This is a genomic window from Paenibacillus kribbensis, from assembly GCF_001705305.1.
Classification (GTDB): domain Bacteria; phylum Bacillota; class Bacilli; order Paenibacillales; family Paenibacillaceae; genus Paenibacillus; species Paenibacillus kribbensis_B.
The window spans coordinates 173,420-197,284 of sequence record NZ_MCBP01000004.1; the positions used below are offsets into that span (position 1 = coordinate 173,420).

At 47.6% G+C, this 23,865-nt stretch carries 26 protein-coding genes; 23 read left to right on the forward strand and 3 right to left on the reverse strand.

Translation table 11 applies throughout. The features are described from left to right. Nucleotides 1–200 precede the first annotated feature (200 nt). Nucleotides 201–2,219: a methionine--tRNA ligase gene (gene metG, locus BAZ21_RS09375; RefSeq protein ID WP_068499309.1), complete on the forward strand. Its 2,019-nt coding sequence runs from the start codon at nt 201–203 to the stop codon at nt 2,217–2,219. Between the two features lie 184 nt (nt 2,220–2,403). Next, nucleotides 2,404–3,120: a cytochrome c biogenesis CcdA family protein gene (locus tag BAZ21_RS09380; RefSeq protein WP_068499310.1), complete on the forward strand. Its 717-nt coding sequence runs from the start codon at nt 2,404–2,406 to the stop codon at nt 3,118–3,120. Here the strand turns inward: BAZ21_RS09380 and splB are convergent. Beyond that, nucleotides 3,113–4,177, reverse strand: a complete 1,065-nt coding sequence (gene splB / locus BAZ21_RS09385) for a spore photoproduct lyase (RefSeq protein WP_068499312.1) — start codon at nt 4,175–4,177, stop codon at nt 3,113–3,115. The two genes, BAZ21_RS09380 and splB, sit on opposite strands and share 8 nt — an antisense overlap. 252 nt (nt 4,178–4,429) lie before the next feature. Between splB and mntR the strand changes: the two genes are divergently transcribed. The 3 genes from mntR to BAZ21_RS09400 all read left to right on the forward strand — a co-directional run bounded on the left by mntR (nt 4,430) and on the right by BAZ21_RS09400 (nt 7,817). Further along, nucleotides 4,430–4,855 carry a transcriptional regulator MntR gene (gene mntR, locus BAZ21_RS09390; RefSeq protein WP_007430946.1) on the forward strand — a complete coding sequence of 142 codons (426 nt, stop codon included), beginning with the start codon at nt 4,430–4,432 and terminating at the stop codon, nt 4,853–4,855. A 137-nt stretch (nt 4,856–4,992) separates the two neighbouring features. After that, nucleotides 4,993–6,732: a family 10 glycosylhydrolase gene (locus tag BAZ21_RS09395; protein ID WP_068499313.1), complete on the forward strand. Its 1,740-nt coding sequence runs from the start codon at nt 4,993–4,995 to the stop codon at nt 6,730–6,732. A gap of 95 nt (nt 6,733–6,827) precedes the next feature. After that, nucleotides 6,828–7,817 carry a patatin-like phospholipase family protein gene (locus tag BAZ21_RS09400; RefSeq protein WP_068499314.1) on the forward strand — a complete coding sequence of 330 codons (990 nt, stop codon included), beginning with the start codon at nt 6,828–6,830 and terminating at the stop codon, nt 7,815–7,817. Between the two features lie 113 nt (nt 7,818–7,930). Here BAZ21_RS09400 and BAZ21_RS09405 read toward each other — a convergent pair whose 3' ends face one another. After that, nucleotides 7,931–8,251 (reverse strand): hypothetical protein, encoded by a 321-nt coding sequence (locus tag BAZ21_RS09405; protein WP_068499315.1) that lies wholly within the window; start codon nt 8,249–8,251, stop codon nt 7,931–7,933. Between the two features lie 7 nt (nt 8,252–8,258). Then, complete coding sequence (locus BAZ21_RS09410; RefSeq protein WP_068499316.1) at nt 8,259–9,251, reverse strand: DUF1385 domain-containing protein; 993 nt, start codon at nt 9,249–9,251, stop codon at nt 8,259–8,261. A gap of 840 nt (nt 9,252–10,091) precedes the next feature. Between BAZ21_RS09410 and BAZ21_RS09415 the strand changes: the two genes are divergently transcribed. The 18 genes from BAZ21_RS09415 (at nt 10,092) to nusB (ending at nt 23,837) form a co-directional block, all read left to right on the forward strand. Then, nucleotides 10,092–10,676: a YqhR family membrane protein gene (locus tag BAZ21_RS09415; RefSeq protein WP_068499318.1), complete on the forward strand. Its 585-nt coding sequence runs from the start codon at nt 10,092–10,094 to the stop codon at nt 10,674–10,676. An 81-nt stretch (nt 10,677–10,757) separates the two neighbouring features. Continuing rightward, complete coding sequence (locus tag BAZ21_RS09420; protein ID WP_068499936.1) at nt 10,758–11,831, forward strand: M24 family metallopeptidase; 1,074 nt, start codon at nt 10,758–10,760, stop codon at nt 11,829–11,831. 33 nt (nt 11,832–11,864) lie between these two features. Continuing rightward, entirely contained in the window at nt 11,865–12,422 is a 558-nt protein-coding gene (gene efp, locus BAZ21_RS09425; protein ID WP_010345630.1) for an elongation factor P, read from the forward strand. A 198-nt stretch (nt 12,423–12,620) separates the two neighbouring features. Continuing rightward, nucleotides 12,621–13,874, forward strand: a complete 1,254-nt coding sequence (locus BAZ21_RS09430; RefSeq protein WP_007430938.1) for an aspartate kinase — start codon at nt 12,621–12,623, stop codon at nt 13,872–13,874. A 332-nt stretch (nt 13,875–14,206) separates the two neighbouring features. Then, the gene (spoIIIAA, locus tag BAZ21_RS09435) at nt 14,207–15,202 is read left to right on the forward strand and encodes a stage III sporulation protein AA (protein ID WP_068499320.1); all 996 of its coding nucleotides are present in this window, start codon (nt 14,207–14,209) and stop codon (nt 15,200–15,202) included. Continuing rightward, on the forward strand, nt 15,195–15,713 hold the full coding sequence (spoIIIAB, locus tag BAZ21_RS09440; RefSeq protein WP_010345634.1) for a stage III sporulation protein SpoIIIAB: 519 nt from the start codon (nt 15,195–15,197) through the stop codon (nt 15,711–15,713). The genes spoIIIAA and spoIIIAB overlap by 8 nt, the downstream gene beginning before the upstream one ends. 12 nt (nt 15,714–15,725) lie before the next feature. Further along, nucleotides 15,726–15,929: a stage III sporulation protein AC gene (gene spoIIIAC, locus BAZ21_RS09445; RefSeq protein ID WP_010345636.1), complete on the forward strand. Its 204-nt coding sequence runs from the start codon at nt 15,726–15,728 to the stop codon at nt 15,927–15,929. 8 nt (nt 15,930–15,937) lie between these two features. Next, complete coding sequence (gene spoIIIAD / locus BAZ21_RS09450) at nt 15,938–16,327, forward strand: stage III sporulation protein AD (protein ID WP_007430934.1); 390 nt, start codon at nt 15,938–15,940, stop codon at nt 16,325–16,327. 12 nt (nt 16,328–16,339) lie between these two features. Further along, nucleotides 16,340–17,530 (forward strand): stage III sporulation protein AE, encoded by a 1,191-nt coding sequence (gene spoIIIAE / locus BAZ21_RS09455; protein WP_068499322.1) that lies wholly within the window; start codon nt 16,340–16,342, stop codon nt 17,528–17,530. A gap of 38 nt (nt 17,531–17,568) precedes the next feature. Further along, on the forward strand, nt 17,569–18,339 hold the full coding sequence (gene spoIIIAF / locus BAZ21_RS09460; RefSeq protein ID WP_068499325.1) for a stage III sporulation protein AF: 771 nt from the start codon (nt 17,569–17,571) through the stop codon (nt 18,337–18,339). Nucleotides 18,340–18,355: 16 nt separating this feature from the next. Further along, nucleotides 18,356–18,997 carry a stage III sporulation protein AG gene (gene spoIIIAG / locus BAZ21_RS09465; protein ID WP_068499327.1) on the forward strand — a complete coding sequence of 214 codons (642 nt, stop codon included), beginning with the start codon at nt 18,356–18,358 and terminating at the stop codon, nt 18,995–18,997. A gap of 61 nt (nt 18,998–19,058) precedes the next feature. Next, a complete protein-coding gene (locus BAZ21_RS09470; RefSeq protein WP_068499939.1) occupies nt 19,059–19,817 on the forward strand; it encodes a SpoIIIAH-like family protein in 759 nt (252 codons plus the stop codon). Nucleotides 19,818–19,955: 138 nt separating this feature from the next. Next, on the forward strand, nt 19,956–20,447 hold the full coding sequence (accB, locus tag BAZ21_RS09475; protein WP_068499328.1) for an acetyl-CoA carboxylase biotin carboxyl carrier protein: 492 nt from the start codon (nt 19,956–19,958) through the stop codon (nt 20,445–20,447). Between the two features lie 61 nt (nt 20,448–20,508). Beyond that, nucleotides 20,509–21,852: an acetyl-CoA carboxylase biotin carboxylase subunit gene (gene accC / locus BAZ21_RS09480; protein WP_068499336.1), complete on the forward strand. Its 1,344-nt coding sequence runs from the start codon at nt 20,509–20,511 to the stop codon at nt 21,850–21,852. 125 nt (nt 21,853–21,977) lie between these two features. After that, the gene (locus BAZ21_RS09485; protein ID WP_007430927.1) at nt 21,978–22,391 is read left to right on the forward strand and encodes an Asp23/Gls24 family envelope stress response protein; all 414 of its coding nucleotides are present in this window, start codon (nt 21,978–21,980) and stop codon (nt 22,389–22,391) included. 73 nt (nt 22,392–22,464) lie between these two features. Continuing rightward, entirely contained in the window at nt 22,465–23,004 is a 540-nt protein-coding gene (amaP, locus tag BAZ21_RS09490; RefSeq protein ID WP_068499338.1) for an alkaline shock response membrane anchor protein AmaP, read from the forward strand. Between the two features lie 15 nt (nt 23,005–23,019). Continuing rightward, entirely contained in the window at nt 23,020–23,253 is a 234-nt protein-coding gene (locus BAZ21_RS09495; protein WP_068499340.1) for a DUF2273 domain-containing protein, read from the forward strand. 134 nt (nt 23,254–23,387) lie between these two features. Then, nucleotides 23,388–23,837: a transcription antitermination factor NusB gene (nusB, locus tag BAZ21_RS09500; RefSeq protein ID WP_068499346.1), complete on the forward strand. Its 450-nt coding sequence runs from the start codon at nt 23,388–23,390 to the stop codon at nt 23,835–23,837. Nucleotides 23,838–23,865 lie beyond the last annotated feature (28 nt).

A 23,865-nucleotide genomic window follows, 5' to 3' on the forward strand; every position in this document is an offset into this window, starting at 1 on the left:
ATTGTAAGGGAAAGGCGTGATCCAGCGTTAATGGGCGGTCAGTTGTGACCGGTGAAGCCTGTAGTCTGCGAGGATACAGGGAATTTGGGTGGTAACGCGTGAGGTGACTCTCGTCCCATAGGGGCGGGGGTCTTTTTTGTGCCCAATTTGTGTCGAAATCATGAATTGGAGTAACAGGAAACAAAACAGGAGGAATACACATGTCCCATGAGAACACATTTTACATTACGACACCGATCTATTATCCCAGTGACAAGCTCCATATAGGTCATGCTTACACGACGGTAGCGGGTGATGCGATGGCTCGCTACAAGCGGCTGCGAGGCTATGAGGTTCGCTATTTGACAGGAACGGATGAGCATGGTCAGAAGATTGAGCAGAAGGCGAGTGCAGCCGGTAAAACGCCGCAACGTTTCGTTGATGATATCGTGGCAGGTATTCAAGATCTGTGGCGGAAGCTCGACATTTCCAATGACGATTTTATCCGTACTACAGAAGAACGTCACAAGACAGTCGTACAGGACATTTTTGACCGTTTGCTGAAGCAAGGCGATATTTACAAGGGAGAATACGAAGGCTGGTACAGCATTCCTGACGAGACTTACTACACCGAAACTCAACTGGTTGACGTGGTGAAGGACGCTGAAGGCAATGTGGCTGGAGGCAAAAGTCCGGATAGTGGACACCCGGTAGAACTGGTCAAGGAAGAATGTTATTTTTTCCGTATGAGCAAGTATGCTGATCGGTTGCTGCAATTTTATGAGGAGAATCCACAGTTTATCCAGCCGGAATCCCGCAAAAAAGAGATGATTAATAACTTTATCAAGCCGGGGCTGGAGGATCTGGCAGTATCCCGCACAACCTTTGACTGGGGCATTAAAGTGAAGGGTGATCCGAAGCATGTCGTATATGTATGGATTGACGCGCTTTCCAATTATATTACAGCCTTGGGTTATGGTTCCTCCAATACTGAGCTGTATGATAAATTTTGGCCTGCAAATGTGCACATCGTAGGTAAAGAGATTGTGCGCTTCCACACGATATATTGGCCGATCATGCTGATGGCGCTGGATCTTCCGTTGCCCAAAAAGGTATTTGCACATGGCTGGCTGCTTATGAAAGACGGTAAAATGTCGAAATCCAAGGGCAATGTCGTAGACCCGGTCACGTTGATTGACCGTTATGGTCTGGATCAGCTTCGCTACTACCTGCTGCGCGAGGTGCCTTTCGGGGCGGATGGAACCTTCACACCAGAAAGTTTTGTTGATCGGGTGAATTCGGATCTGGCAAATGATTTGGGCAATTTGTTGAACCGTACCGTAGCGATGGTAGACAAATATTTTGCAGGCAAGGTTCCAGCTTATGAAGCGAATGTAACAGCATTCGACGGAGCATTGGTAGAGATGGCAACATCGACTTACAGTAAAGTAGAAGAAGCGATGGAAAACATGGAGTTTTCCGTGGCATTGACAGCGATTAGCCAATTTATTAGCCGCAGCAACAAGTATATTGACGAGACGCAACCATGGAATTTGGCTAAAGATGAGAACAAACGCCGCGAATTGGCATCCGTCATGGTGCATTTGGTAGAAAGCCTGCGTATCGCTTCCATCCTGCTGCAACCGTTCTTGACGCGTGCTCCTCATAAAATTTGGGAACAACTCGGTATCAGCCAAGGTGAGTTAACTACATGGGATAGCGGCAAGCAGTTTGGACGTATTCCAGAAGGAACACAGCTGGTCAAAGGAAATCCAATTTTCCCGCGTCTGGACTCGGAGCAGGAGGTTGCTTTCATTGTGGAAGCAATGACGGGAGGCAAGAAGCCGGAGGGAGCTACGGCTCAAGTTCAGCCACAAAATGCGGCTGAGGCAGGCCAGGAGGCACCAGAGGCGAAGGAAGAGATTGGCATTGAGGATTTTGCCAAGGTAGAACTGCGAGTCGCTCAGGTCATTGCCTGTGAGCCTGTGAAGAAGGCTGACAAACTGTTGAAGCTTCAACTTGATCTCGGTTATGAGCAGCGCCAGGTTGTATCGGGAATTGCCAAGTTTTACACCCCAGAGGATATCATTGGACGCAAGGTGATTTGTGTGACCAACCTTAAGCCTGTGAAACTTCGTGGAGAGCTGTCACAAGGTATGATTTTGGCAGCATCGCATGGAGATCAGCTTACGCTGGCTACCGTACCGGAAGGTATGCCGAATGGTGCGATTGTGAAGTAGAAGCTTAGAGATTGTGTAAAAATTGTAGAATAAATAGAGTAGACGTATTGGCGTATGTCCGGGCGGCTTCATGTCCGGGCCTGCGCTTTTTGGTTTGCATCATATTTTGCTCTCTCCTTACGTATGTTGTAGTAAATAGGGCTTGTTTGCCGTGTTTATTTAAGACAGGTAGGAGGATATGAAGATGACGGATATTAACGCCGGGTTGGCGATCACAGCCGGGCTGGTTTCTTTTTTTTCACCGTGCTGTTTGCCGCTGTATCCCTCTTATTTATCGTATATGACGGGGATGTCGGCCCGTGAACTTGCCGAAGGACGGCATAAGGCAGAAGTGCGTTACCGTACGATGGGGCACACGCTTGCTTTTGTACTTGGTTTTTCGGTCGTGTTCTATTCACTTGGTGCAAGCATCGGGCTGCTAGGAGAATGGTTTGGTAATTATGGGGATACGTTAAGAGTGTTGGCTGGGTTGCTGATTCTGATTATGGGTTTGGTATCTCTTGGTGTGGTGCGTCCTTTGATTTTAATGAGGGAGCATAAGCTTCGTTGGACATGGAAGCCTGCCGGATATGCCGGTTCCTTTGTGATCGGAATTGGGTTTGCGGCAGGCTGGTCCCCCTGTATCGGTCCCATGCTGACAGCTATTATCGCTTTGGCGGTAGTTGAGCATCACACCTGGTTCAAGCTGATTACAGGCTACGCGCTTGGCTTTGCGATTCCATTTTTTGCATTGGCTTTGCTGGCAGGCTCTGTTCGGCTATCCTCTCGTTATACCTCAATCATCATTAAAATAGGCGGCATACTGCTTGTTATCACTGGTATTTTGCTGGTGACCGATCATATGACAGATCTAACACTGTTTTTACAACGAATTACCCCGGATTGGATGCTAATTATGTGAAATATTCAATACGGCTTAATGGAAAATGTTCAAAAATACGCTCTGTGATAAACTCCCGTAGTGCATTTTGCTGTTCATCGGGATAAACATATTTGTTTTGTCCCCAGCGGCCCCATTTTTTCTTGCGTTTCTCCATGTCCATTTCGAGCTTGGTTTTCGGGTAACGTTTTTCAATAACAGCTTTGGACGTTTTGGTAAAGCGGTGCTGAATTAATTCAAACGTCAAATCTGTAGCGGCATGCTGGGGCAAGGTTTCTCCCAATCTGCGCAGCAACTCACCATAGCCTTCTTCCCAGCCCTCATACCAGATGATCGGTGCAATGATGAAGCCCAGCGGATAACCGGCCCGAGCGACTTTACCCGCTGCTTCAATCCGCTCCTCAAAACGTGAAGTCGCAGGCTCAAACTGTTTAATAACATAATCGGAATTAATGCTAAAACGGATGCGCGTATGACCATTATGCTTAATATCGAGCAATGGATCGACATGATGATATTTAGTAACAAAGCGCAGTCGGCCATATTGCTCATCTGCCATAAAACGAATCAAGTCTCCGAGTGATCCGGTGATATGCTCCAGGCCAACAGGATCGGAGGTACAAGCTGCTTCAAAACGGGTGATTTCAGGGACACGTTCCTGAATATAGGATTTAGCTGCGGTCAGAATATCGTCGGTGTTGACATACACACGAATATATGGTTTTGCTCCCAAAGTGGTTTGTAAATAACAGTAGTGACAGTGTCCCATGCAACCGGTCGAAATGGGGATAGCGTATTCAGCTGAAGGTTTGGATTGATCAAAGGTTAACGTTTTGCGAAGACCGACGACCAGTGTTTTTTTTGCCATTCGATACTTTTCAACCTCAGTTTCACCCGGAAAATTGGTAATCCGGTTGTGGGAGGTGGTCATCCGATACGGAATATCCTTGGCTTTTACCCAATCCATAATATGCTGGCCTTTGGGATAATTCAGTGCATCCGGCTCAAAAAACACCAGATCGGGCAGGAACGGCTTGGTTCCTCTGCTTTGGACAGGAGTACGTTCAAGCGTAGACAAGGGTAACGCTCCTTTCCGAATAAAACTCAAGATTCAGATGTTTCATCTCTGACTCGTGCCAACAGGATAAAAAATACAAGTACGATATCACTAGTGTGTCCGGCTTAAGATTGAACAAATCATGGCAATAGCTGTGAGCAAAGGTAGGAGACTTGCCAATAGACAATGATAACATGTATCATTACATATGTAGGTTTAACGCAGGAAATGAAGGCGGTAGCGCCCGTTCAATTACAGAAAAGAGGGAAATAAGTGCCAACGCCAAGCATGGAAGATTATTTGGAGCGCATTTACCAGCTGATTGATGAGAAAGGCTACGCTCGTGTCTCGGATATCGCAGAGGGTCTGGAGGTTCATCCTTCGTCCGTTACCAAGATGATCCAGAAGCTGGATAAAGACGATTATCTTGTATATGAGAAATATCGGGGACTGATTCTGACGCCCAAAGGGAAAAAGGTTGGAAAACGGTTAGTTGACCGTCACCAGCTACTGGAGCAATTTCTGGATATGATTGGGGTTGACAAGGACCTGATTTATAAAGACGTGGAAGGTATTGAGCACCATTTGAGCTGGGATTCCATCACCCGCATTGAAACATTGGTCGAATATTTCCGCCGGGATGAAGATCGTTTGCGCCAGCTTCATGATATACACAAGGAATTAAGTGGGGATTCCTAAAAAGCATTGTCCGTAAGGACAGATGCTTTTTTTATTTGCAAAGACCGCAACAAACGTCCGGCTGTTAGCGTCTATCCATTATATAGCAGGACAAGATAGGGGTTAAAATTAACTGGGTAGCGGAGGACTGTAACAAAATGAATTGGAAGAAAATAGGGGTATCGGCTGCAGGCTTACTCTTGGCAGTGCAGACGGCCATTATGCCTGGAGCTCAAGCAGCTCCAAACGGAGATATTGAGATTATATTGGACGGAAAGTCCCTGCAAAGTGATGCGTCACCGTATATTGTACAGGGAGCCAATGTAACGATGGTTCCATTACGGGTGATCAGTGAGGGATTGGGCGCTCAGGTCAATTGGTCGGAAGCATCCGGTAAGGTAACGATTACAGCGCAGGACCAAAATATATCGATGGAGAACGGTGGACAGAGCGCGACCGTGAATGGCAAGTCCGTTCGATTAGACGCGTCTGCCCGCATGACGAGCGGGAGGGTCATGGTGCCGCTGCGTTTTGTAGGAGAAGCGTTAGGTTTAAAAGTAGATTGGCAGGCGACTGAGCGAGTTATTACGTTAAGCAGTGGTAAAGAAGGCGTGTCTACAGGTGCAAATACCTCTGCGGGAAATAGCACTATTCCAGATACGTCTGCATCTGTCAATCAGGAAAGTGAAAGTACGGATCAGAATGCCAGCGATGATGGGCAGGCGATGGGTACTTCACCGTCCACATCTACGAGCGAGAACAGTTCAAATGCTGCAAACGGAAATGTCGTTCAAGTGAAGGCTTCGACCTCCATGCGCGGAGCCTGGATTTCTACGATTAATGGAGATTGGCCTTCTTCGGCGGCCCGAAGTAGTGCCGAGAAGCAAAAGCAGGAGTTTACTAAAATGCTCGATGATTTGCAGGGCATGGGCATTAATGCGGTGTTCGTCCAGGTTCGTGCCAGCGGGGATGCGCTCTATCCGTCCAGTCTCGTGCCATGGAGCAAGTATTTGACGAACACCCAAGGTAAAAATCCGGGCTACGATCCTTTAAAATTTATGATCAGTGAATCGCATAAGCGAGGAATGGAATTTCATGCCTGGTTTAACCCGTTCCGTGCTAATTCGACAGGAACCACCAGCGGATTGGCTGCAAATCATGTGGCTAACCAGCATCCAGACTGGATTGTTAAAAATGGCAGCCAGTTGTACATCAATCCAGGAATTCCAGCCGCTCGTCAGCATGTCATTACGGCGATTATGGAAGTGGTGAACGGATATGACATTGACGGTGTTCATTTGGACGACTATTTCTATCCTTATAGCGGGACCTTTGATGATGATGCGACCTTCAAAGCATATAACGCCAACAATATCTCGAACAAGGGCGACTGGCGGAGAGATAATGTGAACAGTTTTGTTCGAGATTTGGGCAAAACCATTCATGCAAGCAAATCCAAGGTTCAATTCGGGATTAGTCCTTTTGGGGTGTGGCGCAACAAGTCTCAGGACTTAACCGGATCAGACACGAAGGCAGGCGTTACGGCGTATGATACGACGTTTGCAGATGTACGGACCTGGATCAACAAGGGCTGGGTTGATTATGTAGCTCCACAAATTTACTGGAGTATCGGTTTCCCGGCAGCCGGTTATGACAAGCTTGTCGCATGGTGGTCCAATGAGGTCAAAAATTCAGATGTTAAGCTGTATATCGGTCATTCTCCGTATAAAATCGGCACCCCAGAAAAGGGCTGGCAAACGGCTCAAGAGCTCATTAAGCAGCTTGAACTGAACGAAAATTATAAGCAGGTCAAAGGGGATATTTACTTTAGTGCACAGCATTTGCGCAAAAATCCTTACGGACTCATTCAACTTCTTCAAAATTATTATCAAATGTGATATAAATTGGATCATATAGGTTCTATTTGGGCCTCCGTTCTCATACATAAGCAGTAGAACTGCTTACTCCCAAGAGAACGGAGGTTTTTTGATCTATGCTGATCAATGCTGTGTTCCAGGGTGGAGGGGTTAAGGGTATATCGCTGGCGGGTGCAGTTAAGGCTGCGGAGGAGCATGGGACTGTATTCAATCGTGTAGCCGGCACATCATCAGGAGCTATCGTCGCTGCTTTATTGGCTGCAGGATACTCGGCAGATGAAATGAAAGCCGTGATTGAGAAGACCCCCTTAGTTAAGTTGTTGCGGCGTTCTCCGGTGTTTAACATCAAGTGGATTGGGCCGGCTGCTCGTATCTTCCTGAAAAAAGGGCTCTACTCAGGGGAAGCACTGGAGCACTGGGTACGTGAACTGTTGCGAGCCAAGGGAGTCCGTACATTCGCGGATTTACCCCCTGGCAAGCTGCGGATTATTGCATCAGACATCACGAATGGCCGTATTTTGGTACTGCCTGAGGATATTAAACGTTTTGGTATCAACCCTTCTTCGCTGGAGGTCGCCAAGGCCATTCGAATGAGCACAAGTATCCCTTATTTTTTTGATCCGGTGATGTTAAGACTTGATTCTGCACTTGCCAAAGGGAAAACTTTTTCCCAACAATTTGTTTTTGTTGTTGATGGAGCGTTGCTAAGCAATCTGCCTTTGTGGCTGTTTGATGAGCCTGTGAACGAACGTGAAGCCAAAACGATTCCAACGGTAGGATTTCAGATGGTGGGCAAAACGGGGACGGAAACCAAGGTTTCTTATATCCGGGGGCCATTGACGATGCTGCAGGCTATTTTTGATACGATGCTATCGGCGCATGATGAACGATATATCGAGCAGGAGAACCGATACCGGACTATTAAAATCCCAACATTGGGTATCCGTACCGCGCAATTCAACATTTCTCCAGAGCAGAGTGATTTGTTGTATGCTTCCGGTGTGCAGGCAGGGGAAGCCTTTTTCCACAAATGGAGCATTACCTCCTATCAACAGCAGTACAGCAAGTATCAATTGATGAAAAATACAATGTACGCCATGAAGTAATCACTACCAACAGCTAAATTAGATTAGAAGGTAAAAAAAGGAGCCGCTTCCCGGAAATATTTCATTACACGGGGATGGCTCCTTTTACTGCATCATACATGGTCTTTGCCTGACTAATGATACTTAGGCTGCTCTTCTTCATTTTTACCTTTAGAACCTTCAATGACATGAAAAGGATACGCCTTGCGCTTGCTTGAAGTCTGCTGCTTGCGTGAGTTGGCTGTTTTGGTCATCGTACGCGCAGAGGGCTTGATTTTGGGAGAACGACTTCGTCGTCCCGGCAAGTATTTGTATAGCAGAAAAATAACTGTAAAAACAAGGACAGGAATCAGTAAACTCATGAGAAAGCCCAAGCTGCCTTTCCATACCATATCCACAATTCCATATGCACCCAAAGCAAGGGTAAGCCAGAAAATAACCGCATGTCTGTTCATCATCTACTCATCCTTTCACAGGATCAAGAACCGGGCTGTTGAAGGTCTCCTTTGCAGGTGCATTTTCCAACTCGGCATCCAATTCAAGCATACGCTTAAAAGAAGCAATGGATACCTCCACTTGATCATCGGTCGGTTCTTTGGTGGTCAGCAGTTGCAGCCACAGGCCAGGATAGCCCAAATAACGAAGTACCGGAATCTCCCGCAGGGCATTGGTCAGCTTGAGAAATTCAAAAGAAAGGCCCAACACAATTGGAAGCAGCAGAAGTCGTTGCCCCATACGTTCCCACAGATTATCGTACGTAAACAGGGAGTAGACGAGTACGCCGATAATGACAGTGAGCATAATGAAGCTGCTTCCGCAGCGGTAATGCAGTCGGCTATATTTTTGCACGTTGGCTGGCGTTAATTCTTCTCCTGCTTCAAATGCAGTAATTACTTTATGCTCCGCACCGTGGTATTGAAACAGTCGTTTAATTAGCGGAGTTTGGGAAATCCCCCATAAATAAGCCAGCAGCAGAATCAGCTTAATAGCTCCTTCGGCGAGGTTATGCAAAATCTGATTGTGAAATAGATTGCCAAACAGGAAGCTTTCTACGACAACCGGCACGAGGGTCAACACAATTTTGCCGAACAAAAAGGATATAATCCCGACCGCCGCCACACCGATGATCATACTAGGGCTCCAGCGGGATTCTTCTTTTTTCTTTTGTTCCGCACGTTCTTCCGGGTCGAGCTCATCATCTGCATAGGCATCGGCTGAATAATTCAAATGCTTGGTACCCTTGGCGCTGGAATCAATGATACTTACAATCCCCCGCAGCAACGGTATTTTACGAAATTTGGATACCCAGGATTGCTCCTTGCGCGGTACTTCCAAATATGTGATTTCGCCGGTTTTACGGCGAACTGCCGTGACATTGACACGCTTGCCGCCGAACATGACACCTTCAATAACTGCCTGACCACCGTAACTTACAGGCTTCGATGCTTGTGACAACCGACTCACCTCTCTTTATACGTGATACATGCTTTTTTGTATATTGTATCGAATTTGGGAGTGAATATCTAGTTGGGGCAAATTCGAGAAGCAGTATTTAGACCGCTCCGAGCTCGGATCATCCTTCCGATCGCTGTTATCCCCAGATTTTTTTTGGATTGAATAAAAGATGTAATGGTAAAAATCCGGGGATAAAGGCGAACGCTAACGCTTCTTCAGGACGATTCCGAGCCCTCCGCTGCTACCCGCCTCTCGATTTGTTTTGGGTGGGGGAGTAAAATCGTGTTTTAAACCTCTATTGAGGAGCATGTTGCTGCTCTGCGAATTGAAAATTACCTTATAGCCACGTAGCCACAGGGCTATTATATAAGTTGAACTTAAAAGTTACCCTTTCACTTGTACAGCCCATTCGCTACTTCGTTTTCTATGTCATTTTTTAAGTTTAGCTTATATAGTCCCTTTTTAGCTTTTCGAATTTAAAGCATTTAGGTTGGTTTAGAATCAGATCTTTTAAGCTTTAAATAATGGTTGTAAATACGTCTCTTAACTAAGTCCGCCAAGGAAAAAGTTCGCACAAGCGCATAAAGCAGCGGAGAGAACGGAATCGTTCTGAAGAAGCGACAGCGTTCGCCTTTGCCTCCGGATTTCTACCCTTGAGGGTAAAAATCAGAAATCTGGAGGCAACAGCGATCGGAGGAATGATCCGTTCGCGTAGCGGTCACATACGCATGCAACTCACTAACGTCAGTGTTAAACTCACCCCTTCGGAGCATACTACCTAGCAAAATGGATATACAGACGCATCACAACGTGTAGCATCATGAAAGGGGAGCAAACGACATGAGTGAAACCTACTCCGTACCGAAGGGGAGACATAATCAGGAGCAGTCTCGTGAATCACAGGATCAACGCAGCCATAACCATAACAGCAGTAGGGGCAGACAACAGTCAGGCAAAATACATACACCGCTCATTCCCTTTGCGCTTGAGCTTGGTTTTTTTGCAGGTTTGCTCTGGGGATTGCTGCGCTGGCTATTTTTTACGCTGCACTTTACGATAGTAGCACCCGGCTTTCTGGCAGAGCCATTTTTCAAGCATTCGTTCATGAAAACAACGGCAGGGCATCTGGTAGGCTTGCTGTTTTTTATCGCACTATCCGTTATAGCTTCATTGGTGTACACACTGATGCTCCGTCGATTTAAGGGACCTATGCCCGGCATCGTTTACGGTCTGGTCTGGTGGGTTATTTTATTTGTATTAACCGGCCCCAAGCTCGGGATGATGAATCCGCCTCATCGGCTAACATGGAATTCCATATATACGGAAATTTGCTTGTTTTTATTGTGGGGCTTGTTTATCGGCTACACGATTGCTGTGGAGTATACGGATGAAAGAAAGCGCGAGCCTGAGGAAGCTGGGGATTGAACGTAACAAAAACTTCTCAAGCGCCTATCCCCTGTGTTAAAATAGCATTTGGTTATTTGACAGAGGGGAGCGGAATGAATGATGAAGAATGACCGGGTGTTAAAGCTGCGGCAGGCGCTGGGCGAGCAAAATCTGCGTGCCATGCTGATTACTAGCCCTGTCAACCGCCGATATTTGACAGGCTTCACAGGTTCGGCGGGTTATGTGCTGATCACGGAATCCCATAGCTACCTGCTGACCGACTTTCGTTATATGACGCAGGCGACCGAACAAGCTAAAGGTTTTACGGTGGTGCAGCACGCTGCGCAGGTCATGGAAACAGTGAAAGAGTTGCTGTCCTCCCATCAGATCAGTGAAACAGGCTTCGAGCAAGACGATGTATCTGTTGCTACGCATAAAGCTTACAGCGAAGATTTGTCGCCTCTTACGCTGGTTCCAGTGTCAGGCATTGTGGAGAAGTTGCGGGTGTACAAGGATACGGAAGAGCTGGAAGTGATGCAGCGGGCAGCGGATTTGGCAGACGCCACATTTACACACATTTTACCTTACATCAAACCGGGTGTCAGCGAGCGTGAGCTGGATCTGGAAATGGAATTTTTCATGCGCAAGCAAGGAGCTACCTCTTCTTCATTTGACACGATTGTGGCATCCGGGGTTCGTTCGGCATTGCCTCATGGGGTAGCCAGCGCCAAGTTGGTACAAGCGGGCGAACTGATTACGTTTGACTTTGGCGCCTTGCTGGATGGCTATTGCTCCGATCTGACTCGTACAGTAGCTACGCAAGGGGACTTATCGCCTCAGTTGCGTGAAATCTACGATATTGTGCTCAAGGCGCAGCTTCACGCATTGGAGCATATTAAACCCGGCATGACGGGTCGGGAAGCGGATGCGCTGACTCGTGATATCATTGCAAGTCATGGCTATGGAGACAATTTCGGGCACAGTACAGGCCATGGTCTGGGTATGGAAGTCCATGAATCCACACGCCTGTCGAAGGTGAGTGATGATATTCTGGAGCCGGGCATGGTTGTAACGGTCGAGCCGGGTATTTATGTACCTGGATTGGGCGGCGTGCGGATTGAGGATGATATCGTTATTACAGATAGCGGCATCAAAGTATTAACACATTCAAGCAAAGAATTTACGGTCGTTTAATAAAGATAACAGTCCTGTAGGAGGGGTATTTTAGTGATTAACGTTAATGATTTTAAAACAGGTTTGACCGTCGAGGTAGACGGAGATATTTTTACGGTGCTGGACTTCCAACACGTAAAACCGGGTAAAGGTGCAGCGTTCGTACGCTCCAAGCTGAAAAACTTGCGCAACGGCAACACCGTTGAACGTACATTCCGTGCGGGTGAAACAATTGGTCGTGCGCAAATCGAAAATCGTGGTGTATCCTACCTCTATGCAAGTGCAGATGATCATACATTCATGGACAACGAAACTTACGATCAGTTCACATTGTCCAGCGATCAGCTGAAATGGGAGCTTAACTTCCTGAAAGAAAATATGAATGTAAATATTGTCAGCTATAACGGAGAAATTCTGGGGATTAACCTGCCTACTAGCGTAGAGCTTAAAGTAGTCGAAACCGAACCGGGTATTAAAGGCAATACGGCTACCGGTGCGACCAAGAATGCCAAATTGGAAACAGGTCTGAATGTTCAGGTTCCTTTGTTCATTAACCAAGATGACGTATTGTTAATTGATACTCGTGACGGCAAATACATGTCTCGCGCATAATTTTTTTCCAGTTTTTAGAGTCCTCTGTCCTTGTTAAGGGCAGAGGATATTTTTATAAGGATTTATGATTAAAAAACATTGGCTCCGCATAGCACTTTCGTATTATACTGTACTAAAGTTATGCCGCAGGATGTCACGTTCAAGTCGGTTGTGCCATCTCAAGGTTACATACTGTTGAGTCTGAGGGAGTGAATATCGTTGTCTTTGTATGTCATGAAATTCGGAGGCAGTTCCGTCGGTGATACGGAACGCATGAAACGCGTGGCAAAACGCGTTGTTGAGAAACAGAGTGAAGGGCATCAATGTGTAGTGGTCGTTTCCGCAATGGGAGACACGACAGACGAACTGATTGACCAGGCCAAATTGCTGAATGAGCAGTTGCCTGCACGTGAGTTGGATATGCTGATGACGACAGGCGAGCAAATTTCGATCGCATTATTGTCAATGGCTATTCAGCAGTTGGGTCATGAGGCGGTATCGTTTACGGGATGGCAGGCTGGTTTCCGTACTGAATCTGATTTTGGTCGGGCACGGATTACGGACATTCAGCCTCAGCGTGTGCTGGATGCACTAAGCAGCAACAAGATTGTCGTTGTAGCCGGTTTCCAGGGGATGTCTGCCGAGGGAGACATTACGACGCTGGGACGTGGAGGTTCCGATACGACGGCGGTTGCGCTGGCGGCAGCGATCCAAGCCGATGCATGCGAAATTTACACAGATGTAGACGGCATTTATTCTACAGACCCACGGATCGTGAAGGTTGCTCGCAAGCTGAAAGAAATTTCGTATGATGAAATGCTGGAATTAGCCAATTTGGGAGCGGCTGTATTGCATCCCCGTGCGGTAGAATATGCCAAACATAATCGGGTACCTTTGATTGTGCGGTCCAGTTTTAACCATAATGAAGGAACGGTCGTAAAGGAGGATGCAGTAATGGAGCAGGGCGTTGTAGTCAGTGGGATTGCATATGATAAAAATGTAGCAAGAATCAGCATTTTGGGCGTCGCCGATATCCCTGGTGTACTGGCAAAAGTATTCGGAACATTGGCAGCAGCCAAAATTGATGTAGATATTATTGTACAGAGCGGGGTTGAAGCGGGTAAAGCAGACTTCTCCTTTACAGTAGCTCTAACAGACCGTGAAGCAGCACTGAAGACACTGGAAGGAATTCGCACAGAGCTTCCATATCGTGAAGTAACGTCTGAGGAAAATCTGGTAAAAGTATCTATTGTGGGCGCGGGCATGGTTAGCCATCCGGGGGTTGCGGCGCAAATGTTCTCCGTGTTGGCGGAGCAAGGCGTTAGCATTAAAATGGTCAGCACGTCTGAAATTAAAGTATCGTGTGTCATTGAGGCTGGTAAGCTTCATGAGGTTATTCAGGCGCTGCACACAGCGTACAACCTGGATACCGAAGAGCAAGCATTTGTGGGTGGACCGAAGGACCGTCGTTAATAAAGCTACTTATAGTTTTATATCATAGAGTATTGTGGTAGGTTAAGAGGTTGTCCAACAGTATGAGTCTGACTGTGGGGCAGCCTCTTTTTGCTGTAAATCTATCTTTTCTACTTAAGGGTATCCCTTTGCCGACAAGGCTTTGAGGTGCTCTTTTTTGATATCTGGAAATGAAGCAAAGGAGCTTGAACAAGTGAAAAAAAGGCCTGTTACGTGCTGATAGAAGCGGTGAAATTCTCGACCAGGTTTTCGATATATTTTCGGCATAAAAAGCGAGAGTCAGCCATAGACTTGTCTTAAAGAAAAAGGACAACTGTGAGGGGGGCATCGGTATGGAATGGCTGGAGTTATTTCCCGAACCGTTGCACGGTATACTCGGAAAACTTCCGGAAACGGTATTTAAGCAACTGGAAGAAATTCGAGTCCGGGAAGGAAGGCCGCTGGAAATTAACACGAATGGTGAACATCATTTTGTAACGTCAGCGGGTCGACTGACTTTGAACCATGTGGAAGCCTATAAGCCTAACCGGGAGGATGCCCACCGTTTGCTGGATTTTATCAGCAATCATTCCCTGTATACCATGGAGGAGGAGCTGCGTAAAGGCTTTATTACGATCCCAGGCGGTCATCGTATTGGGCTGGCGGGAAGAACCGTGCTTAGCAGGGGACGAGTGGAGCATTTAAGGGATATAAGCAGCTTTAATGTAAGAATTGCCCGAGCAATTCCCGGTATAGCTGATCGGATATTGCCTTATGTAGCGGATCAAAAGTCCGGGAAAATCCGGCATACCCTCATCTTATCTCCTCCTCAGCATGGCAAAACGACACTGCTTAGAGACTTGGCTCGGCAGCTAAGCTACGGAGGGGTGGGAAGTAATGGGGGGCGACGAAGTGGACTTAAGGTGGGCATTATAGACGAACGTTCTGAAATTGCCGGCAGTCACAAGGGTATCCCCGGATTTGATGTCGGACCTCGCACCGATGTATTGGACGGATGTCCGAAAGCAGAAGGCATGATGATGATGATTCGCTCGATGTCGCCGGATGTGCTCATTGTCGATGAAATCGGGCGACCAGAGGATGCCGAGGCGGTGCGTGAAGCACTACATGCGGGCATCGCAGTCATTGCTTCTGCACATGGCCGTGATGTAGCCGAAATGGCGACCCGTTCTGCTCTTGCCGGACTAACAGCAGGGCAGGAGCTATTTCAGCTCTATGTCATGCTGGAGAGGACGAGCCGGGGCGTCTCCTTCCGGCTGGCAGATGCCAAGCAGCGCAGGCTGACATTGCCTGGAGATGGGCAGAACGGGGGAATATCCTATGCTTAAGCTGCTGGGAGCCGCGTTGGTTATACTAGCCGCTACGCTGGCAGGCTGGCAGCGGGCAAGGCAGTTTGCAATGAGGCCGCGGCAGATCAGGGAACTAATTCTTGCGCTGCAAAGACTGACCACCGAGGTCTCCTACGGAGTGTCCCCGCTGCCGGATGCTTTCGCCAAGACAGGAGAGCCGCTGCGGGAGCCGCTGCGAACCTTGTTCACGCAAGCCTCACGCTGGATGCACCCCTCTTTTGGCCTGACCGCCAGAGAAAGCTTGCATAAAGCAATTGAAGATTCGTGGAGCCGTTCCTCTATGCAGCAGGCCGAGAAGGAGGCGATGCGGCAGCTTGCTTACAGCCTCGGAACCAGCGACCGTGAAGACCAGATCAAGCACATTGCGCTAACGATCCAGCAGCTATCCCATGAAGAAGCGCAGGCGCAGGCAGATCAGGTGAGATACGAGCGCATGAGCAGAAGCCTGGGACTGCTGATCGGAGCATTGATCGTCATTTTGATCTATTAGCGGGGTGCTCGAATGAATTTAGAAGTGAACGCGATCTTCCAGATAGCCGGAATCGGCATTATTATCGCCATGATTCATACCGTGCTTAAGCAAATGGGCAAGGAGGACATGGCCCATTGGGTAACGGTTATCGGTTTTGTTGTGGTGCTGTTCATGGTGGTACGAATGCTGGATAACCTTCTGCAAGAGATCAAATCAATCTTTCTTTTTCAGTAGGTGGATACATGGAAATCATTCAGGTGGTGGGATTTGCACTCATTGCCACAGTCCTCATTTTGGTCATTAAGGAACAGAAGCCGATGTTTGCCTTTTTAATTGCAACCGCAGCGGGAGTCGTTATTTTCCTGCTGCTGATTGGCAAGATCGGGTCCGTAGTTTCCGTGCTGGAGCGACTGGCCAGATCTTCAGGTATGGACATGATTTATTTTAAAACGGTACTGAAAATTATCGGAATTGCTTATATCGCCGAATTTGGAGCGCAGATCGTTCGGGATGCGGGGCAGGACGGCATTGCCTCCAAAATTGAGCTTACGGGAAAGGTGCTTATTATGGTGCTTGCCATCCCGATTATCAGCATTATTATTGACACGATTCTGAAGCTGATGCCCGCCTGAAGGGGTGATGCCATGAAAAGGCTGGGGGGCATGCCGAATCTCAAAGTAATTATGGTTTTGCTGCTATGTCTCTGGTGCGCCTCGGCTGCGGTCCTCTTTGCAGATACGCCTACCAACGAATGGATCAAACAGCAGGCGGAGCAAATGCCTAAAGATGAGGTTGAACACTATTGGGATGGGCTAATGCAGCAATACGGCGGATTTTTCCCTGATCAGAAAATGCCTTCTTTCATGGACATGCTTCTTCCGGGTGGTAAAGGATTTAGCATTAAGAGTGTACTGAGCGCTATCGTTGATTTTTTTATTCATGAAATCCGGGTAAATGCCAAACTGCTCGTTACCATTGTCATGCTCAGCATTATGAGTATGGTGCTGGAAACGCTGCAAAGCGCTTTTGAAAGCAAGCAGGTCAGTAAAGTCGCCTACGCCATCGTGTACATGGTCATTATCATCCTGGCGATAAACAGTTTTAGTGTAGCCATTGGTTATGCCAAAGAAGCTATTGACAGCATGATTCACTTCATGATGGCGATGCTGCCCTTGCTGTTTACCATGTTGGCCTCCATGGGTAACGTCGTCACGGTTTCGGTCACCCACCCGCTGATCGTTTTTATGATTAACACGGTCGGGACAGTCATTCATACGCTGGTTTTCCCGCTGCTCTTCTTCTCGGCCGTGCTGTATCTGGTCAACTCACTTACGGGTAAATACAAGCTGACCCAGTTAGCCGATCTGCTGCGAAATGCTGGAGTAGGGGTGCTGGGGGTGCTGCTGACGATTTTCCTCGGAGTCATTTCGGTACAGGGCTTGACGTCGTCGGTTACGGACGGATTAACGATTCGTACAGCCAAATATATTACGGGCAGCTTTGTTCCAGTGGTTGGCAAAGCGTTGTCGGATGCGACAGATACAGTCATTTCGGCTTCGTTGCTTGTTAAAAATGCCATTGGTCTGGTGGGAGTCATTATTATTTTATTCCTGTGCGCTTTCCCTGCCCTCAAAATTCTGACACTGGCTATCATTTATAAAGTGACTGCTGCAATCATGCAGCCTTTGGGAGAAACGCCCATAGTGGAATGTCTGGATGCGATCGGCAAAAGCATGATTTATGTTTTCGCAGCGCTGGCGGCAGTGGGCTTAATGTCCTTTCTTGCGATTACTGTAATGCTCGCAGCAGGCAATATGACGGTCATGATGAGGTGAATCAATGCACGCAATCCAACGGGAGGGAGGGGAGTGACGTGACCTGGCTGGGAGGATGGCTTAAGGAACTGGTGCTGATTGTGCTGCTGGCTTCTTTTGTCGATATGATCTTACCGAGCCGATCCATGGAAAGGTATGTCAAGCTCGTACTCAGCCTGCTTATTCTACTGACGCTGCTCTCTCCGGTCGTACGTCTGCTGAGCACCAGTCCCTCGGAGATTTTGGGGCGTGCATTCGATCTTCAACGTCAGGCAGAGATGGGCCAGAGGGAACCGACATTGGAGGAGATTTTAGCCAGAGGCAACAAGCTGAAGCAACAACAGGAGCGGAGCTCCATGCAATGGGCCGGCCAAGAAGTAGCCAAAGAAATGAAAGCCCAGTTGGAGCAGTATACCGGATTACCCATTCAGTCGGTTCAAGTTACATTGGCACAAATTGAGCAGAAGGAATCGGGATTAAAGGCTGGAACAGGCATTCAGTCCGTTGTGGTCAAATTAGCAGAGCAGCAGCCAGAAAATGAAAAGAAAAGCACGAACGCCCCGTCTGGCGCGGATTCCAAGCCAATTATGGTAGAGCCTGTTGCTGAAAAAACAGTCCATATTCACATAGAGCCAACACCTTCGAATGCTTCCGATCAGGCTGAAGGAACGCAAGCGAATACCCGGAACCCTGCCGAAGGCGTAAAAGATGCAACAGCAACGAGTACACAAGCTTTTGGCTTAATTACAGACGTGCTGCGTGAAAAATGGGGGATCGACAGTAAAAATGTTCAGGTGCTTCTTCCACAAAGCGGGACACATGAATGGTAACAGGAGGTGAGTAGAAATGGGCAAATGGATGAAAATGCTGGAGAAATGGATGGGCGGGGGGGAGGAGGGAAGCAAAAGGTTCAATTCGTTTCGCTGGCTGCTTATTCTAGGTCTGATCGGGGTAGCCATTATGCTTTTTAATTCATTCGTCAATGTAAAAAAGGTGGACCCGGAAAACGTAGGGCGTGAACCGCCTGGCGTGATGAAAAATGAGCCTGCACTAGAGACAACAGCGGGGGAAAAGAGCTCTTTTGCCGGGATCGAGAAGGTCTTTGAGGACAATATGAAGCAGATGCTGGAGCAGATTGTAGGTGTGGGAACGGTTGATGTCATGGTTACCGTAGACTCCACCGAAGAGGTTATCGTCCAGCGCAATGTGAAGGATATGCAGGAAGAAAATAACGAAACGGACGCTAATGGCGGCCAACGGCATACCACCCAATATACACGCGATGGAGAGATTGTCACCTATGAATCGTCAGGAGGTCAGCACACCCCGATAGTTACCAAAAAAGTAAAGCCGCAGGTGAGGGGAGTGCTCGTTGTGGCCATGGGGGCAGAAAACCCTACGGTGAAGAAGCTCATTATTGATGCTGTACAGAAGGGGCTTAATGTGCCTTCCTACAAAATCTCAGTTGTACCGCGCAAGCAGGGATAATATGGGGTTTACAGGCAAAGAAATTGATAAATTAACCATTAATGAATATGGAGGACGGAACATGAATAATAAAAGACAAACCGTTTGGCTGGTGTCCATGCTGAGTTTAATGGTCGTGCTGTCTGCGTATTATTTGTTTACGGAGGACTCAAGCCCGGCAAACCCGCCAGTGGCAGACAGTGAGCAAGTGAGCAAGGATAAGCAGGGAACCGCACAGGAAGCAACTTCGAAGGCAGAAGAGCAGTTGAATGAGCTGAAAGTGAATGAAGTGGTGACGAATGGGGAAGTCACTGGCGATGCAGCAGCTTCTTCCACAAAGTCGGACACAGGAACAGAAGCCTCAAAGAGCGATAAAGACACGGCAGCTAAGACGGACACAACCGCAAAAAGTGAAGATAAAACAACCTCTACCGCCAAAACCGACCAGCAGGTACTTGATCAAGTGGCCACAGAGCAAGAGGCCAAACCTACAGCAGCAGCGGTGATTGATAACTATTTGCTGGAACGGGATGTGGAAAATCAAAAGAAAAATGACGAGCTAACAACTGCCATGAACGACAGTACACCAAAGAAAGCTGCAGAGGCGCAAAAAGAATTGCATGTGCTGGAAGATAAACAGGCCAAAATTACCGGGATTGAAGAAGAGCTTCAGCAGCAGTTTGCCAATGCGGTCGTGCGTGAGGAAGATGCTGATAAATACAAAGTAGTTGTTCTGAGTGAGAAATTGGACGCCAAACAAGCGGTAACCATTGTCGATAAAGTCATGAAAGAACTGAATGTAACGCAGGACAAAATTAGTGTGCAGTATGTTACACAATAAGACAAAAATCGCGAAAAAGCCCGGATTTCTGAATAATCCCGGGCTCTTTCTATTTTTAATGATTGTGATATAATACATAAAGCTGTTTCAACAATGTTATCAGCAACCGGCAAAATGCTGAAGGAGTGATTAATAGAGATGTTTAAATTAAGCGAGATTAAGGAATTGATCAAGCTGGTGGATGAAACGTCTGTACATGAGCTTGAAATTGAAAATGAAGGAACTCGCCTGTTGATCCGCAAACCGGGCAAGAGCGAGATCGTTACAGTACAGGCTCCTGCGGCAGTACCTGCTTATACAGCGGCACCACAAGCTGCTATTCCAAATCCACAAGTACAGTCCGATGCTGGACAAGCAAATGCTGGGGAAACCAAGGAATATGCAAGCAATCTACATAAAATCGTATCTCCGATGGTAGGCACTTTCTATAGTTCTTCATCCCCGGATGCGGCTCCGTATGTGAGTATCGGCAGCAAAGTGGGCGATAAAACAACGGTATGTATCATTGAAGCGATGAAGCTGATGAACGAGCTGGAAGCTGAAGTGAAGGGCGAAATTGTAGAAATTTTGGCCGAAAACGGACAGCTGGTCGAGTATGGCCAGCCATTGTTCCTTGTGAAACCGGAGTAAGAAGCTTGCTTGAGCCCTCTTTCGAGGGCCAAACAAGACTGCTCCCAGGGAGGATAAAGTCATGACATTTCAAAAAGTATTGATTGCGAATCGTGGAGAAATTGCGGTTCGCATCATTCGCGCTTGCCGCGAAATGAATATTTCAACGGTTGCCGTATATTCGGAAGCCGATAAGGATTCGCTGCATGTGCGTCTCGCAGACGAGGCCTACTGTATCGGACCGACGCTGTCCAAGGACAGCTACCTGAATTTTACGAACCTGATGAGCGTTGCAACATTGACTGAATGTGATGCTATTCATCCAGGTTATGGATTTTTGGCGGAAAACGCCGACTTCGCTGAAATTTGCGAATCGTGCAATATTACGTTCATTGGTCCTTCTCCCGAAGCGATTAACAAAATGGGAGACAAGGCCGTAGCCAAGCAGACGATGAAGGATGCCGGAGTTCCGGTTATTCCGGGTTCGGACGGGCTTGTCGAGGATTTGCAGGATGCGATTAGCATCGCACGCGATATTGGTTATCCTGTGATTATCAAGGCCACAGCAGGTGGCGGCGGTAAGGGGATTCGTATTGCCGAGGATGAGGATAACCTCATTCAGCAAATTACTACTGCCCAGCAGGAAGCGCAAAAAGCGTTTGGCAATGCGGGTGTGTATTTGGAAAAATATTTGACCGGTATGAAGCACGTGGAAATTCAGATCATAGCGGACAAGCACGGCAATGTCGTGCATTTGGGTGAACGCGACTGCTCTGTGCAGCGCCGTCGTCAGAAGTTATTAGAGGAAGCGCCATGTCCTGTACTTTCACCGGATGTGCGTGAAGAAATGGGCCAGGCAGCGGTTCGTGCGGCTTTGGCTGTGCAATACTCTGGTGCGGGTACGCTGGAATTTTTGCTTGGTCCGGACAATCATTTTTACTTCATGGAAATGAATACACGTATTCAGGTAGAGCATCCCGTAACGGAGATGATTACCGGTGTAGACCTGATCAAGGAAATGATTTCGGTCGCTGAAGGACATCCGTTGTCCTTTACACAGGAAGAAGTGGTCATCAATGGATGGGCGATAGAGTGCCGTATTAACGCCGAGGACCCGGATCGCAATTTTATGCCTGCACCGGGAAAAATCGGATTTTATCTGCCTCCAGGTGGTCCTGGGGTACGTGTAGACAGCGCAGCTTACCCGGGTTACAGCATTCCTCCTTATTATGACTCCATGATCGCCAAGCTGATTGTGTGGGCACCTACACGGCAGGATGCAATTGCCAAAATGAAGCGGGCTTTAACTGAGTTTGCTGTTGAGGGTATACCAACAACAATTTCTTTTCATCAGCGTTTGCTGGAGCATCCGACCTTTATTAAAGGCGATTTTGATATTAAATTTTTGGAGGAAAACGAAGTTTAATCGGTATATTTCCTTCGTTTGTCATAATGAACGCCAAATGATATAGTATGGATAATAAGTGAGCATGTCTGCTTTGAAATCCAAAGCTGGAATGAAACTTATTTTGACCGAAAGGTGTTGAAGGTATGAGCACAGTGCCAACCGAATTCGAACGTACAGAAATTGGGGAGATTCAAATTGCCCCGGAAGTGATTGAAGTGATTGCCGGGCTGGCTACAGTTGAGGTACCAGGCGTAGCGGGAATGAGTGGCGGATTTGCAGGCGGGTTTGCCGAGCTGCTGGGCCGCAAAAATTTGTCTAAAGGTGTGAAAGTGGAAGTCGGACAGCGTGAAGCGGCTGTAGACGTCTCCGTCATTATTGAGTACGGTAACCGTCTGCCTGAGGTGGCTGCTGCTATTCAGCATAATGTTAAGCGCTCCATTGAAACGATGACAGGACTTAACGTTGTTGAAGTGAACGTGCAAATTCATGATGTTCAATTCAAAAGTGCCGAAAAAGTAGAAGAGCCGGAAGTTCTGGGCGCCGGACGGGTTAAATAGAGCGATACTTTGTACAAACCCCCGACCCTTTTGGGTCGAGGGTTTACTCTAATTTAAGGAGGCTGTGCGTTTCGTGGCCAAAGTTATGGACAGACTTCTGCTGTTCTTGTACAGCTTGAGTATCGGAATTATTTCCATTCTCGCCATCCTCCTCCTGAGCGGGGCCATTCCGTATGCTTTAAGTATTGAGGATGAGCGAGTCGTATGGTTCACCAGCTTGATCATTGCAGGAGTCCTGCTGCTGTTGAGTCTCCGGGTTTTTTATATCTCTATTCGCCGAAGCCAATCCGTGCAGCATTCTATTGATCAACGAACGGAATACGGCGACATTCAGATTTCGGTGGATACGATTGAAAATCTGTGTCTCAAAGCGTCATCACGCTTTCGTGGGATGCAGGATTTGAAGGCACGTGTTCGCGTGCTGGAATCGGGACTTGATATTACGATTCGGGCGGTTGTAGACGGGGAAAGCTCCATTCCGGTGTTAACCTCCGAGGTACAAAAGGGGGTACACGATCATGTGGAAGAAATTACGGGTATTCCTGTGTCCAATGTGTCGGTGTACATCGCTAATGTTTCTCAGTCACCAAGCTTTAAGAGTCGTGTGGAATAGAGGTGATTTTCCCTGATGCCCTGGAAAGAAATATGGGGAAGTTACAAGGGCCGGATCACGGGGATTACGGCCGGGATTTTTTTTGGTTTCATTTACTTGTGGGCAGGCTTTTGGAATATGTTGTTCTTTGCATTGATGGTGTTCATCGGATATACGCTAGGAAGGCGTAGCGATTCAGCGCTTGGTTCTCTCCTCCCTTGGAAGGAATGGAGCAATTGGCTGTCGCAGCGTTGGCGTCCTTTTAAATGAACCCTGTGATACGTGTTCTCCAAAATAGAGCTGTAGCTTCTTTGCGCCCAATGTTTTGGAGGATGCGTTCACAGGTTTTTTTGTGAAAATGGTTAAAATGAAAAATAGATACAGGCAAGCGTAGGAGGCAGGGCATGAAAAGACGTCTGGCGAGGGAATTAGCGGTACAAAGCATGTACCATATGGAAATGAATGAAGTGGATGCAGCAGCAGCGGTGGACATGCTGCTTCAGGAAGCCGCTGAGGAGAACGAAGCGGAAGTTGTCATTAAAAACGCAGCAGCGTTGAGATCGTATGTTTTGGAGCATGTGCGCGGTACGTGGGAACACAAGGAAGCCATTGATGGGCTGTTGGTGGATTACCTTAAAGGCTGGCAGATCAGCAGACTTTCACGCGTGGATCGTCAAATATTAAGACTTGCCGTATATGAAATGATTTTCCGTGAGGATGTTCCAGCCAAGGTGGCAGTCAACGAAGCCATCGAATTGTCCAAGCATTTTGGTACCGAAGAGTCGGGCAAATTTGTCAATGGTGTGCTGGGTCGGGTGATACAAGAACTGGAGCAGCTAAAAGCACGTTTTTAAGTTGAAACTACTGAATCAGGTTGGGGAG